This window comes from Ensifer sp. M14 (assembly GCF_003355565.1).
In the GTDB taxonomy this organism is placed as follows: Bacteria; Pseudomonadota; Alphaproteobacteria; order Rhizobiales; family Rhizobiaceae; genus Ensifer.
The window spans coordinates 128,854-142,500 of the sequence record NZ_QJNR01000004.1 but is presented as its reverse complement, the minus strand read 5'-3'; the positions used below and the strand labels follow the sequence as shown (position 1 = coordinate 142,500).

Annotated in this window: 15 protein-coding genes; 9 read left to right on the top strand and 6 right to left on the bottom strand. The window is 62.7% G+C overall.

Going from position 1 to position 13,647, the window contains the following annotated elements; genetic code table 11:
- Positions 1 to 53: 53 nt before the first annotated feature.
- Both BLJAPNOD_RS00750 and BLJAPNOD_RS00745 read right to left on the bottom strand, forming a co-directional pair.
- A complete protein-coding gene (locus BLJAPNOD_RS00750; RefSeq protein WP_115418587.1) occupies positions 54 to 1,928 on the bottom strand; it encodes a CHASE2 domain-containing protein in 1,875 nt (624 codons plus the stop codon).
- Between the two features lie 5 nt (positions 1,929 to 1,933).
- Positions 1,934 to 2,638 (bottom strand): Crp/Fnr family transcriptional regulator, encoded by a 705-nt coding sequence (locus BLJAPNOD_RS00745; protein WP_077502924.1) that lies wholly within the window; start codon positions 2,636 to 2,638, stop codon positions 1,934 to 1,936.
- Positions 2,639 to 2,903: 265 nt separating this feature from the next.
- On the opposite strand from BLJAPNOD_RS00745, the gene BLJAPNOD_RS00740 reads away from it, so the two are divergent.
- Complete coding sequence (locus tag BLJAPNOD_RS00740; RefSeq protein WP_115418586.1) at positions 2,904 to 3,326, top strand: DoxX family protein; 423 nt, start codon at positions 2,904 to 2,906, stop codon at positions 3,324 to 3,326.
- A 70-nt stretch (positions 3,327 to 3,396) separates the two neighbouring features.
- On the opposite strand, the gene BLJAPNOD_RS00735 is transcribed toward BLJAPNOD_RS00740, so the two are convergent.
- Together BLJAPNOD_RS00735 and BLJAPNOD_RS00730 are read right to left on the bottom strand one after the other, a co-directional pair.
- Positions 3,397 to 3,825: an RbsD/FucU family protein gene (locus BLJAPNOD_RS00735; RefSeq protein ID WP_077502922.1), complete on the bottom strand. Its 429-nt coding sequence runs from the start codon at positions 3,823 to 3,825 to the stop codon at positions 3,397 to 3,399.
- Entirely contained in the window at positions 3,825 to 5,057 is a 1,233-nt protein-coding gene (locus tag BLJAPNOD_RS00730; protein WP_077502921.1) for an ROK family transcriptional regulator, read from the bottom strand. The genes BLJAPNOD_RS00735 and BLJAPNOD_RS00730 overlap by 1 nt, the downstream gene beginning before the upstream one ends.
- Positions 5,058 to 5,340: 283 nt before the next feature.
- Between BLJAPNOD_RS00730 and BLJAPNOD_RS00725 the strand changes: the two genes are divergently transcribed.
- The 7 genes from BLJAPNOD_RS00725 to BLJAPNOD_RS00695 all read left to right on the top strand — a co-directional run bounded on the left by BLJAPNOD_RS00725 (position 5,341) and on the right by BLJAPNOD_RS00695 (position 12,141).
- A complete protein-coding gene (locus BLJAPNOD_RS00725; RefSeq protein ID WP_077502920.1) occupies positions 5,341 to 6,366 on the top strand; it encodes a sugar ABC transporter substrate-binding protein in 1,026 nt (341 codons plus the stop codon).
- Positions 6,367 to 6,670: 304 nt separating this feature from the next.
- The gene (locus tag BLJAPNOD_RS00720; RefSeq protein WP_115418585.1) at positions 6,671 to 7,756 is read left to right on the top strand and encodes an ABC transporter permease; all 1,086 of its coding nucleotides are present in this window, start codon (positions 6,671 to 6,673) and stop codon (positions 7,754 to 7,756) included.
- Entirely contained in the window at positions 7,756 to 8,538 is a 783-nt protein-coding gene (locus BLJAPNOD_RS00715; RefSeq protein ID WP_077502918.1) for an ATP-binding cassette domain-containing protein, read from the top strand. Before BLJAPNOD_RS00720 ends, BLJAPNOD_RS00715 begins: the two co-directional genes overlap by 1 nt.
- Positions 8,535 to 9,155 (top strand): nucleoside triphosphate hydrolase, encoded by a 621-nt coding sequence (locus BLJAPNOD_RS00710; RefSeq protein WP_115418584.1) that lies wholly within the window; start codon positions 8,535 to 8,537, stop codon positions 9,153 to 9,155. The genes BLJAPNOD_RS00715 and BLJAPNOD_RS00710 overlap by 4 nt, the downstream gene beginning before the upstream one ends.
- A 201-nt stretch (positions 9,156 to 9,356) precedes the next feature.
- On the top strand, positions 9,357 to 10,394 hold the full coding sequence (pyrC, locus tag BLJAPNOD_RS00705) for a dihydroorotase (protein ID WP_115418583.1): 1,038 nt from the start codon (positions 9,357 to 9,359) through the stop codon (positions 10,392 to 10,394).
- Positions 10,395 to 10,430: 36 nt separating this feature from the next.
- Complete coding sequence (locus BLJAPNOD_RS00700; protein WP_077502915.1) at positions 10,431 to 11,123, top strand: orotate phosphoribosyltransferase; 693 nt, start codon at positions 10,431 to 10,433, stop codon at positions 11,121 to 11,123.
- 91 nt (positions 11,124 to 11,214) lie between these two features.
- Positions 11,215 to 12,141, top strand: a complete 927-nt coding sequence (locus BLJAPNOD_RS00695; RefSeq protein WP_115418582.1) for a carbohydrate kinase — start codon at positions 11,215 to 11,217, stop codon at positions 12,139 to 12,141.
- 18 nt (positions 12,142 to 12,159) lie between these two features.
- Here BLJAPNOD_RS00695 and BLJAPNOD_RS00690 read toward each other — a convergent pair whose 3' ends face one another.
- Together BLJAPNOD_RS00690 and BLJAPNOD_RS00685 are read right to left on the bottom strand one after the other, a co-directional pair.
- Complete coding sequence (locus BLJAPNOD_RS00690; protein ID WP_115418581.1) at positions 12,160 to 12,375, bottom strand: helix-turn-helix transcriptional regulator; 216 nt, start codon at positions 12,373 to 12,375, stop codon at positions 12,160 to 12,162.
- A 3-nt stretch (positions 12,376 to 12,378) separates the two neighbouring features.
- On the bottom strand, positions 12,379 to 12,933 hold the full coding sequence (locus tag BLJAPNOD_RS00685; protein WP_115418580.1) for a DUF2975 domain-containing protein: 555 nt from the start codon (positions 12,931 to 12,933) through the stop codon (positions 12,379 to 12,381).
- An 82-nt stretch (positions 12,934 to 13,015) separates the two neighbouring features.
- Here BLJAPNOD_RS00685 and BLJAPNOD_RS00680 point away from each other — a divergent pair, with 82 nt between their 5' ends.
- The gene (locus BLJAPNOD_RS00680) at positions 13,016 to 13,609 is read left to right on the top strand and encodes a hypothetical protein (RefSeq protein WP_147294514.1); all 594 of its coding nucleotides are present in this window, start codon (positions 13,016 to 13,018) and stop codon (positions 13,607 to 13,609) included.
- The last annotated feature ends 38 nt before the right edge of the window (positions 13,610 to 13,647 follow it).

Genomic DNA, 13,647 nt, shown 5'->3' with positions numbered 1-13,647 from the left:
TGCGGCGGCGCGGCGACACTTTGATTTCGCCCCGTCCTGAGACTGCTGCGGGGCTAAACCTGGTCAGGACCGGCCACAGTGAACAGCTCCATGGTGCCAAAGCCGCGGATCTCATGACTTCCGAGTGAGCGGAGCGGCTGCCTGCTTTCCGCTGCGGCCGCCGGGCCGACGCAGATGGCGGTACCGAGAAACTTGTTGGCCTCCTGCAGTCGCGCCGCAAGGTTGATGGCGTCGCCATGGGCGGTGTAGTCGAGCTTGCCGCCGGCGCCGACCTCGCCAAGGACCGCCTGGCCTGTCTCGACCCCGATGCGGGTACGCCCGAAATCCCGTGCGGCAAACTGCGGGCGCCGGCGCATTTCCTCGGTCAGCGCGTGGATCGCCTTGGCGCATTCGAGCGCCTTGTCGACATGATCGTCGAGATCCTCCGGCGCATTGAAGAAGGCGTGTACGGCATCGCCGACCACCTTGTCGACCATGCCGCCATAGTGCGCGACCAGCCCGTTGACCTCGGTGAAATAGATGTCGAGCAAGGCGATCAGGTCGCGGGGGCCGAGCTTTTGCGACAGCGTCGAAAAGCTTTCGATGTCGGTGAACAGCGCCGTCACCGCCCGTTCCTCGCCCGCAACCCGCTCAGCACCCGGATTGTCGATGTAGCGCGCGACGACCGATTGCGGCAGATATTGCGAGAATTTTTCCCGCGCAGTCGCCTCGGCCCGCCGGATATGGGCGAATTGCAGCGTGCTCGTTACCGCCAGCACCGCGGCAAGTGCGATCGAAATGCTGACGGCGTCCACCAGCCAGCCGCTGGTGCGGTAGATGGCTGTCGCCGCCGCGACGACGACCGCAACCGCGATGATGCCGAGCGCCGCCGATGTCATCGGCCTGAGCCTTGCCGCGCCGTAGGCGGCCGCGATACCCGCCGCCAGAGAGAAAAGGGCCTCGATCACGGGAAGCCGTGCATCGCGCCGCGGAATGAAGCCGGTGGTGATCGCATTGGCGATATCGGCGTGGATCTGCACCGAGGGTTCGAGCGGCATAGAGGCACTCGGCCTGAGGCCACCGAGATTGGGCAGGCTGCTGCCGATGAAGACGAGTTTTCCCGAAAGTCTGTCTTTGCCCACTTTCCTTGCCAGAATGTCGGCTGCAGAAATCGTTCGGGCGGCGATTGCGTCAGGGGCGCTCGCCACGAAGCGTAAACTTCCGGTATCGTCGAGTGTCACCACTTGATGGTCGAGGCGCAGCCAGGCCGGGTTGCCGCCAAGGATCGGCGTGCCGGTGCCGGCCATCAACCGTGTCGCCTCGATGCCAAGCGTCGGATAGGCCTCTTCGCCGAGAACGGCATAGGCCTGGACCCGGCGGATGCGGGCGTCTTCATCGCCGACCAGAAACGATGCGGCGGCCGCCTTGGCCTGGTCCATGAAGGCGGGGCAGGAGGTCTCCGCGCCGTCGAGGAACCAGAGTTCGGGCGCTGCGAAGGGGCGGCTGAGCGCCAGTGGCGGAACGGGGCGAGGGCGCTCCTGCTGTGTGTCGGCAATGAGAAAGCCGAGGACGACGGGCACCTGCGAAAGCGCTTGCGAAAGCGATCCATTGCCCGGCAGCTCTGCCGCGCAATCGGAGCTGAAGACGAAGTCGACGGCGACGACCTTGGCGCCGGCCGCGGTCAGTGCGGACAGGAGCTCGGCCGTTGCCGCCCTGTCCCAATCGCCGCCTGGCCGGGATTGATAGGCGGCGCGGTCAATGTCGACGACGACTATGTCGGGCGACTGCGGTGAGGGCACCCATTGGGTCAGACTGTCGAAGAACAGTTCCCGTTGCGTTTCGAGCACCGGCTCGGCGTAGAGATAGAGCGCCAGCGCGACGATCAGGCTCGTCAGGATCCCGCCGGCCAGCGGTGTGAAGCGAAAGTGCCGGCGAGATTGTGCGGTCATGTCGCCTAATCCTCTTCCGGATCGGCGATGCTCAAGAGCTTGCCGACCTTGCAGGCGATGATGCCGTCCATCCGCTTGATCGCGCCGCTTTCCTCGAGCCACAGGATGGCCCGGTTGACCTTGGGGCGGCTGGCACCGAGCACGCCGGCGATATCCGTCTGGCTCATGGTCAGCCTGAGGTTGGCGCTTTCGGGTAGCTCGTTGCCGTGGATCTGCCGGAGCGTGGCCAGAAAGAACCGGGCAACGCGGGCATTGAGGTCGTAAAGCGCGATGGTCTCCAGCCGCTCGGTGGTGTCACGCAGTTGGGCGCAGAGAAAGCGGACGACGGATTCGGCAGCCGCCGGCCGGGTGGTGACCATGTCGAGAAACGCCTTCTTGCCGATCACATAGCCTTCGGCAGCCGTCTGCGCCGTGGCATCGGCCGACCGCGTCTGGCCGTCGAGCACCGCCATCTCGCCGAAGATCGCCCCGGCTTCGTGCTGGCGCAGCATCAGTTCGCGGCCCTGCGGCGTGATCAGCGAGAGTTTGATGCGCCCCGATATGACGACGATCATATAGTTGCCTTCGTCGCCGCGTTGGAAGATCACCGTGCCCGCCGGCCACTTGCGATAGGTGGCGATCTCGGCCAGATCCTCGATCGACTTCTTGTCGAACCCTTCGAAGATCGCGAATGAGCGCCAGAAGGCCGGGCTCCTGTTGATTTCGTTCATGAGATGCCCCCGCGCGGCGTCCCCTGCCGCTCCTAAATTTCGCCCAGCAGCTCCCTCCTTGCAACAGAAAAGAACGTTTAGCGTCCGAGCGGCGATTCCAACGAAGAAAAGGACTGCACAGATCGTGGCGCGACCCAAATGTCGGTTGACGATAATTCCCGGTTGTCTCTAGGTTGTGAACGATCTGTCGTCGGTCGTGCGGCTAGATGAATTTGAAAATGCTGATACTTCTGCTGCCAACACTCGTTTCTCACAGGAGCCTCGCATGTCTCAGAATGTCGTCGTCCTCATCGGGCGCATTCTTCTTTCTATCATGTTCATCACCGCCGGTTTCGGCAAGCTGACAGATCCCGCCGGTACCGCCGGAATGATCGCCAATGCCGGCTGGCCGGCAGCAACCGCGCTTGCCTATCTCGCCGGCGCATTCGAGCTGATTGCTGGCCTTTTTGTTCTCGTCGGCTTCCAGACGAAGATTGCCGCCTACCTGTTGGCTCTCTTCTGCCTGGTCACTGCTTTCGTCTTCCACAGCGGCGCAATCAACATCCCGACCTTCCCGCCGGAAGCCAATGGCCTGCTCACCGTCTTCAACGGCCTGATGATGATGAAGAACATCTCGGTTGCCGGCGGCTTCCTGGTCCTTGCAGCCTTCGGCCCAGGCGCACTGTCGATCGACGCACGTCGCGCCTAAGACTTTCCGGACTTCAAACGAAAAACCCGCCGGTTCCGCCGGCGGGTTTTTCGTTTGGTCCACCATTCCGTCAGGGATAGATCACGCCCTTGCGCAGGATGACGTTGCCGTACAGCCGCGGCTCGCTGGTCTGCACCACCGTGTGGGCCGCCTGTACGCGCGGATAGAATTCAGGGCCAAGCAGGGGAACGACGGTTCGGTCGGGTTCATGCTTGCTGCAGCAATCGATGATCTCGCTGTGCACCGGATCGAGGGCGTCCCGGTCCTGTTTGACCGTAGCGCGGAAGATCGCTGCCGGTACGAAATCGTCGATCGGCATGACGCTGAGAATGGCGTCGAGAACCGGGATCAGCCCGTGGCCGTCGAGCCGGACCAGGCGGCGGGCATGTTCCTGGCCGGGATAGTTGCCGTCGACCAGCGCGATCTCGTCGCCATGGCCCATGGCCCGGAGCGTCGCGAGCAGTTCGGGGCTGAGGATCGGGTCTATGCCTTTCAGCATCAGCTGAGCTCCTTGAAGAGGACATTGGTGTCGAGCAGGTAGCGGGAGAACAAAGGCAGGCTGGCGCCGCCGATGGCGCGCGCATGGCTGCCGACCAGGCCTTCCACCAATTCCGGGATCGTCACGCCCTGGAGGTCGAGGTCGTAGAGTGCCTTGCGCGTTGCCGTGAGCAGCCGGGCGCGCACCCAGGGCGGGAAGCCGCCGTCGATGACGACGGCGGAGAAGTCGATGATCGAGGCGGCGGAGACCACGGCCTGGGCAAGGGCGGCGGCACTGTCGTCGATCCAGATGTCGAGCGGCTCACCAAAGTCGATCCAGTCATCGGCCGAATACCACAAGGGCTTGGGGTCGATGCCGCGTTCGCGCAAAAGGTTTTCGAGCACGAAGACCGAGGCGATCTTCAGGAGCTGGATGGTCTTGCCGTCCTTACCCGATACGGGGAGCGGGCCGACCGCGCCGGCGGTGCCTGTCCGGCCGGAAAAGAGCGCGGAGTTGATGACGATACCGCCGCCGATGAACGAGCCGATGTAGAAATAGACGAAGTCGGGGTAGCTGGCGCCGACGCCGAAGGCGAGTTCGGCGCCGCAGGCGCTGGTTCCGTCGTTCTGTAGAAACACCGGATGACGGGTGCGTTGCGCCACGACCGCCTGCAGGTCGATATCGCGCCACCGGTTCATTTGTTCCCGCGGGGCGCCGACTTCTTCCGCCCAGTTCCACAATTCGAAGGGCGTGGCGATGCCGATGCCGGCAATGCGCTTGCGTTCGGCAGGGCTCAGTTGCTGCTCAAGCTTCTCGATGCCGCTGATGATGAAGTCGACGAGGTCGCCGGGCAGGGGATAGGCGTGGATCTGGTGCAGGTGCAGGCGGATGTTGCCGACGAAATCCATCAGCACCAGGTCGGCACTTCGCCGTCCGATCTTCACTCCGAAGGAGAATACCGCATCCGGGTTGAGCCGCATCGGCGTCGACGGTTGACCGACGCGGCCGCGAACCGGCGCGCCGCGCACGAGCAGGCCGTCGCTTTCGAGTGCGCGCATGATGACGGAAACGGTCTGTGCCGAAAGGCCGGAGCGCCGAGCGATGTCCGCCTTCGAGAGCTCTCCGTGACGGCGCACCAGCGACATCACCAGCCTCTCGTTATAGGCGCGCACACGTGTCTGGTTCGCCCCGCCGCTCGGGTCGATGACTTCAGGTTGTATCGGTCCCCTGTCGGGGCCGTCTGTCAATGACATGCCACCGTCTCCTCCCGTTGGCATTAGTGCCCGCTTGGCGCGGGTCTGTTGTTTCCGCTCTGGGCGGGCCTGTCAATTTGCGCGGCTGCCCGGATGGCTCCGGACCGTCGTTATCCCAAGAATGACACATCGAAATAATAATTCAATTTGATTTATTTATTGACACCCTCGAAATTTAGTGTTTGTTTTTGATCCGGAAGCGCCTGTTGCAGCGGAGGAGATTGCTGCAGCGGCGAGGCCCCTGCCGGTCCGCCGGCGCGTTTTTCATCCTTGGGAGGATTACATGAAGAAGACCGTTCTCTCCGCCGCGTTCGGCGTGCTGTCGCTTGGCGTCGTTTTCGCCGCCCCGGCACAGGCCGCCGATGTCAGCGCCTGCCTGATTACCAAGACCGACACCAATCCCTTCTTCGTCAAGATGAAGGAAGGCGCTGCTGCCAAGGCGCAGGAACTCGGCGTGACGCTGAAATCCTATGCCGGCAAGATCGACGGCGACCATGACAGCCAGGTGGCTGCGATCGAATCCTGCATCGCCGATGGCGCCAAGGGCATCCTGATTGCCGCTTCCGACACCAAGGCAATCGTCGACCAGGTGAAGAAGGCGCAGGAAGCCGGTCTTCTGGTAATCGCTCTCGACACGCCGCTTGATCCGGCAACCGCTGCCGATGCGACGTTTGCCACCGACAACCTGCTTGCCGGCAAGCTGATCGGCCAGTGGGCTGCCGCCACGATGGGTGAGGGCGCCAAGACCGCCAAGGTCGGCTTCCTCGATCTGACGCCGTCGCAGCCGACCGTCGACGTCCTGCGTGACCAGGGCTTCATGATCGGCTTCGGTATCGACCCGAAGGATCCGGCCAAGATTGGCGATGAAGACGATGCCCGCATCGTTGGCCACGACGTGACCAACGGCAATGAAGAAGGTGGCCGCAAGGCGATGGAAAACCTTCTGCAGAAAGACCCGGATATCAACGTGATCCACACCATCAATGAGCCGGCCGCCGTCGGCGCCTATCAGGCGCTGAAAGCCGTCGGCAAGGAGAAGGACGTGCTGATCGTCTCGGTCGACGGTGGTTGCCCCGGCGTCAAGTCGGTCGCCGAAGGCGTCATCGGCGCGACCTCGCAGCAGTATCCGCTGATGATGGCGGCACTCGGCATCGAGGCGATCAAGAAGTTCGCCGACAGTGGCGAAAAGCCGAAGCCGACCGAAGGCAAGGACTTCTTCGACACCGGCGTTTCGCTCGTCACCGACAAGCCGGCTTCAGGCGTCGAATCGATCGACACCAAGGTCGGCACCGAGAAGTGCTGGGGCTGATCGCCTCCGCTCTTCGAGCGCATGTGCCAACAACGGAAGGGCGGCCCCGGCCGCCCTTCGCGTAAGCGCCGATGTCTTTGACAAGGCGACGAAAACCGCGCAGCTTCTAGAGCGCCGTGCGTTCCTATGAACGCACAAAGGACGCTCTAGCACTTTAATTCTAGAGCACCTTTCTGCCCTCACGTGATTCCACTTGAAGACAGGGTGCTCTAGAGTGAGTGCTGATGCCCGCCACAAGGTGGGCGGGCTGTGCACCAGATTGCATCGCAACCCCTTGGGAGTGGGGTTCACCGGAGGAAGGTCCATGGGCGAGCCCAACGCAGCCGCACAGCCATCCCAGGAATTCGAAAAGGTCCTGGTCAACAGTTCGACGCAGGTCGCGTCGTTCGATACGCATGACAAGACGCCGATCCAGAGGATCCAGCATTTCCTGCATTCGACGCCGGCGGCCGTGCCGTTCATCGTGCTCGTTGCGGCGATCCTGATCTTCGGCCTGACGATCGGCGGAAAGTTCTTCTCGTCCTATACGCTGACACTGATCCTGCAGCAGATCGCCATCGTCGGCATCCTCGGGGCTGCGCAGACCCTCGTCATCCTGACGGCCGGCATCGACCTTTCGATCGGCGTGATCATGGTGCTGTCAGCCGTCATCATGGGCAATTGCGCCGTGACCTACGGTCTACCCGCGCCGATCGCCATCTTCATCGGCTTCGTCGTCGGCGGCGCCTGTGGCTTCCTCAACGGCTTCCTCGTGTCCAGGGTCAAGCTTCCGCCGTTCATCGTGACGCTCGGCACCTGGTACGTCATCATGTCGACGAACTTCATCTACTCGGCCAATGCGACGATCCGCGAGGCGGACGTCACCGCCGTCACCAAGATGCTGCACGTCTTCGGCGTCAGCTTCAAGATCGGGTCCGCGGTCTTCACGCTGGGTGTGCTGATGATGGTCGTTTTGGTTCTCGGTCTCTGGTACGCGCTCAATCACACGGCCTGGGGTCGGCACCTCTATGCGGTCGGCGACGACCCGGAAGCTGCCAAGCTCTCTGGCATCCGCACCGGCCGGGTGCTGCTCAGCGCCTATACGCTCGCCGGCCTGATCGCAGCACTTGCCGCCTGGGTCTCGATCGGCCGCAACGGCTCGATCTCGCCCTCGGCAGCGGTCACCGACTACAATCTTCAGGCCATCACCGCAGCCGTGATCGGCGGCATCTCGCTCTTCGGCGGACGCGGATCGATCCTTGGAACCCTGATCGGCGCGATGATCGTCGGCGTGGTCTCCATGGGCCTCAACATGCTGGGCGCTGACCCGCAATGGAAAGTCTTCCTCACCGGCGTCTTGATCATCACCGCCGTCGCAATCGACCAGTGGATCAGAAAGGTAGCAGGCTGATGGCTCAGGAACCCCTTCTCACCGCGCGCGGCCTGGTCAAACGCTATGGCCGGGTCACCGCTCTCGATCACGCCGACTTCGACCTCTACCCCGGCGAGATCCTTGCCGTCATCGGCGACAACGGCGCCGGCAAGTCCTCGATGATCAAGGCGATCTCCGGCGCCATCACGCCGGATGAAGGCGAGATCCGGCTTGAGGGCCAGTTGATCAACTTCCGTTCGCCGATGGAGGCGCGCACCGCCGGCATCGAAACCGTCTACCAGAATCTGGCCCTGTCGCCGGCGCTTTCGATCGCCGACAACATGTTTCTCGGCCGCGAAATCCGTAAACCCGGCATCATGGGCTCGCTCTTCCGCAAGCTCGACCGGGCGGAGATGGAAAAGCGGGCGCGGGCGAAGCTCTCCGAACTCGGCCTGATGACCATCCAGAACATCAACCAGGCGGTCGAAACGCTTTCGGGCGGCCAGCGGCAGGGCGTGGCGGTGGCGCGGGCTGCAGCCTTCGGCTCCAAGGTGGTGATCATGGACGAGCCGACGGCGGCGCTTGGCGTCAAGGAAAGCCGGCGGGTGCTGGAGCTGATCCTCGACGTGCGTTCCCGCGGCCTGCCGATCGTGCTGATCTCGCACAACATGCCGCACGTGTTCGAGGTCGCCGACCGCATCCACATCCACCGGCTTGGCAAACGCCTCTGCGTCATCAACCCGAAGGAACACACGATGTCGGATGCCGTCGCCTTCATGACCGGCGCCAAGGAACCGCCGCGCGAGGCGCTCGCAGCATGACGGTTGCGCCTTTGGTTGACCAGCTTCTGGAACGGGCGGCAGGTGCTGCCCGTTTCATTGTCGCGATTGCAGGCCCGCCCGGTGCCGGAAAATCGACCCTGTCCGACGCGCTTGCCGAAGCCCTGGTCGCTGCTGGAGAAAAGGCGGCGGTTCTGCCGATGGACGGCTTTCACATGGACAATGCGGTGCTCGAACAGAAGGGCCTGCTTGCCCGCAAGGGCGCGCCGGAGACCTTTGACGTCAGGTCGTTCCTGGCGACGCTTGCCGCCGTCAGGGCCAATGACGGCGAAGTACTCGTGCCGGTCTTCGACCGCTCGCGCGAGCTGGCGATCGCCTCGGCACGGGTGGTGGCGGCCGACACCCGCATGATCCTCGTCGAGGGCAACTATCTGCTGCTTGACGAGGCTCCGTGGTCGAAGCTCGACAGCGCCTTTGACTTCTCCGTCTTCATCAACCCGGGCATCGAGGAGCTGGAACGGCGCCTGCTGAAGCGCTGGCGCGATCATGGGTATGACGAGGAAGCGGCGCGCCGAAAGGCGCTCGGCAACGATATTCCGAACGCGCATCGGGTTGTCGGTCACCAGCGACCTGCCGATCTCGTGCTTGCGGATTTCTGAGCGACGGTCGGATTGCCGATTGTGTTCCCGGCTGCATTGGTGATATCGAGACGCGGTTTCACCACATGAGTAACCGCCCGCCACCCGCACCTGCCGGCTCGCAAAGCCGCGCGCGGGATCGGGCGCGAGCACGAGAGCTTGATGAGGAAAAGCGCAAGCGGTTTTCCGCCATCCTGCCCTTAAGTTAGGAGAACGCTGACCATGCAAGACCTCGTTATCCGCCGGCCGGATGATTGGCACCTTCACCTTCGCGACGGCGACATGCTGAAGGGCGTCATCGCCGATACCAGCCGCCATTTCGCCCGCGCGATCATCATGCCCAACCTCGTGCCGCCAGTCGTCACCGCCGCCGATGCCAAGGCCTATCGCGAGCGGATCGTTGCTGCCATTCCGGCCGGAGACCGCTTCGAGCCGCTGATGACGCTCTACCTGACCGAGGGCACGGACCCCGATGATGTCGAGGCAGGCCACGCAAGCGGTCTCGTCAAGGCCGTCAAGCTCTATCCGGCAGGGGCCACGACCAATTCACACAGCGGCGTTCGCGATATCGACAAGGCAATGCCGGTGCTGGAGCGCATGGCCAAGATCGGCCTTCAACTCTGCGTTCATGGCGAAGTGACGACATCGGAAGTCGATATCTTCGATCGTGAGGCGGTGTTCATCGAAACGGTGCTCGATCCCTTGCGCAAGCGCCTGCCGGAACTGAAGGTGACGATGGAGCACGTCACCACCAAGGATGGCGTCGACTACATCAAGGCATCGAAGGCCAATCTCGCCGGCTCGATCACCACACATCACCTGATCATCAACCGCAACGCCATTCTCGTCGGCGGCATCAAGCCACATTACTACTGCCTGCCGGTTGCCAAGCGCGAGAACCATCGCCTGGCCCTGCGTGCGGCGGCCACCTCAGGCGATGCCCGCTTCTTCCTCGGAACGGATTCGGCGCCGCATGTCGATCCGCTGAAGGAATGCGCCTGCGGCTGCGCCGGCATCTACACCTCGATCAACACCATGAGCTGCCTTGCCCATGTGTTCGAAGGGGAAGCCGCGCTCGACAAGCTTGAAGCCTTCGCCTCGCTGAACGGCCCCGCCTGGTACGGCCTGCCGGTCAACGACGAGACGATCACGTTGCGCAAGCAGGCCGATGCCGTCAGCTATCCCGCCAAGATCGACACCGGCGCCGGCCCCGTCACCGTTTTTGATCCGATGTTCCCGTTGCACTGGGCCGTCGTCTGATCACTCGAAGAGATTGAAGAGATTAAGGAGAGTTTGATGTTTTCCAACGCGTTCACCGACAAGGCCGTGATGGCCGAGCTGGTCGCAAAGATGCTCTGGGAGATCAAGGCGGTGCATTTTAGCGCCGACAAGCCCTACAAGCTGTCGTCGGGCATGGCGAGCCCTGTCTATATCGACTGCCGCAAGCTGATTTCCTATCCGCGCATCCGTTCGGCGGTGATGGATTTTGCTGCCGCATCGATCCTGCGCGAGGCGGGCTTCGAGCAATTCGACGTCGTCGCCGGTGGCGAGACCGCGGGCATTCCCTTCGCCGCCATGCTGGCCGAGCGCCTGGGCCTGCCGATGATCTACGTGCGCAAGGCGCCGAAGGGTCACGGCCGCAACGCCCAGATCGAAGGCCACATGCCGGAGGGTGCGCGCGTTCTCGTGATCGAGGATCTGACGACAGCAGGCGGCTCGATGTTCAAGTTCATCGACGCGATCCGCGCTGCCGGCGGCATCGTCGATCACGGCATCGCGCTCTTCTACTACGACATCTTCCCGGAAGCGGTCGGCGAGATGAAGGGCAAGGGCGTCGACCTGCACTGGATCGCCACCTGGCGCAACGTGCTGGCCGTTGCCCGCGAGCAGGCGCTGTTCGACGATAAGACGCTTGGCGAAGTCGAGGCCTTCCTCAACGATCCGCTGGCCTGGTCGGGCCGCAATGGCGGCGTCAGCGCTCTGGCATAAAGTCTGGTGAGGCCCTGGTCATGCCGGGGCCTCCCAATTCTCGATCTCCATTTTTTAAATCGATTGAAATTCTGCCGAGGAGGAAGAGCCGATGATCGTATGTTGTGGTGAAGCGCTGATCGACATGCTGCCGCGGGACACGACCGCGGGCGAGAGTGCGTTCGCACCCTACGCCGGCGGCGCGATCTTCAATACGGCGATCGCGCTCGGTCGGCTCGGCATTTCCACCGGCTTCTTCACCGGCCTTTCCGACGACATGTTCGGCGATATCCTGCGCGAAACGCTGAAGGCGGCGAATGTCGATTTCGCCCCTTCGGCCACCCTGTCGCTGCATACGACGCTTGCCTTCGTCAAGCTCGTCAACGGCCATGCGACCTACGCCTTCTTCGACGAGAACACCGCCGGGAGGATGATTACGAAAGATCACCTGCCGGCGCTTGGCGATTTCTGCGAGGCGCTGCATTTCGGCGCGATCAGCCTGATCCCCGAGCCCTGCGGCTCGACCTACGAGGCGCTGATGACCCGCGAACACGAAAAACGGGTCATCTCCTTCGACCCGAACATTCGGCCCGGTTTCATCAAGGACCGCGAAGCTCACCTCGCGCGCATGAACCGCATGGCGGCAATGTCGGATATCATCAAGTTCTCAGACGAGGATCTCGACTGGTTCGGCATGTCGGGCAGCCATGACGATCTCGCCGCCGAATGGCTGACGCGCGGGCCGAAGCTGGTTCTGATCACCAAGGGCGCCGACGGCGCCGTCGGTTACACTGCCCGCCACAAGGTCGACGTCGCGGGCGAGCGGGTGACCGTCGTCGATACCGTCGGTGCCGGTGACACCTTCGATGCCGGCGTGCTGGCGTCGCTGAAGCTGAGTGATCTCCTGACGAAGGATGCCGTCGCGAGCCTTTCTGAAAGTGCCGTCCGCGACGCCCTGGCGCTGGGCGCCAAGGCGGCCGCCGTCACCGTTTCACGAGCCGGCGCCAATCCGCCATGGAAACACGAAATCGGGCTCTGAGAAGAGCCCGCGCTTGGTTCAATTCTTTTCCTCCGGACGGTATTCGAGAATGTCGCCCGGCTGGCAATCGAGAACGGCGCAGATCTTCTCCAGCGTGTCGAAGCGCACGCCTTTGACCTTGCCGGATTTCAACAGAGATATGTTCTGCTCGGTGATGCCGACCTGCTCGGCAAGGTCGCGCGAGCGTACCTTGCGTTTCGCCAGCATGACATCGAGGTTTACGACAATCGGCATCCGCTAGACGAAGCTCCTGTTCTCCGCTTCGATCCCCGATGCGATGACCATGACGTGGCCAAGCACAAGAAGCAGTCCGGCCATCAGCATGATGATCAGCGTTCCGCCATTGATGTCGATGAAGACGGAGTGCCCGGTCGCGGCCGGATTGTCGTAGGTGACGGCCATTATGCCGATTGCGTTGCTGATGATCATGCACACGGATCCGATGATCGAGAGGATTCCGATCCGTTTCAAGAGCACGCCATTGCGGCTGGAGAGAATTTCTCCGCGCTCGAAGCCGTCGAACAACTGCCAGGAAAAGGCGAGCCCGGCGATAACAAGCGCATTGTTCAAGGCGGTGAGAAACACGACGGTTGCGATCGCGCGATACGAGAGAGTGATTGTTGAGACCCTCGGAAAAACCACGTCGCGAATGCCTTGTTCGAAGCCGGCCCTGTCGAAGAAAATCTGCCAGTGGCCATAGACGACGGCCGAGCAGAACAACGCGCCGCACAGGACGACCATCAGCTTCATGATGCGGCTCAGCTTGCGCAACCGCTCGGGGGATCCGGTCATCAAAAAATTCCTTATCGGCTTACTTGTTTTTTTAATGTAAAACGATAATTAATTCGCGTCAATTGTGATTTTGGTGCTTTTCATGTCCTTCCGTATTTTGATGAATCCCTGCCTTTTCCTGTCACTCAATGTGCTCGCCGCCTGCGCGGCGCTCAATGTCGGCTCGCTTGAAAAACTGTCTGGTATCGATCCGCTCAGGTCCGATCCGGCGGAGCTGCGCGTCGCGCTGTTGGTGCCGGAAGCGCTCTCGCTCAGGCGGGGCGATGCGACGCTCGGGATCTCCTGGAAGGCGGACGGTTCGCCCCTCGACACGCGCCGTTTCGCGCTTCAGGTCCAGTCCGGCAATGCCGGAGCGCCTGATCTGACAGAGCGGATGCGGAACGGTCAGACGCTCTATGTCCTGACCCTGACGTCTGTCGATGCCGAGCGCCTGCGCGATATGCAGGAGAAGATTGCGGCGACCAAGGGGGGCGAAGCGAAAGGGCGCGGCAGCCTTTCGGTCGGTTTTTCCGGCGGCTGCTGGACCGGCGCGTTTCCAGCCGACCGGAAGCTCACCGTCGATGCGTGGATCCGCACCCGCTCCGATGAACGCTACTTCCAGATCCTGTCGGGACTGGATGTGATGGACCTGCTCCACCAGTCCGGCGTCAAGGCACTGCCGGCCTGCGCCGCGTGAGAGGACAGGGCGCGCTGAGCGCGCCCTGTCTCGGTATT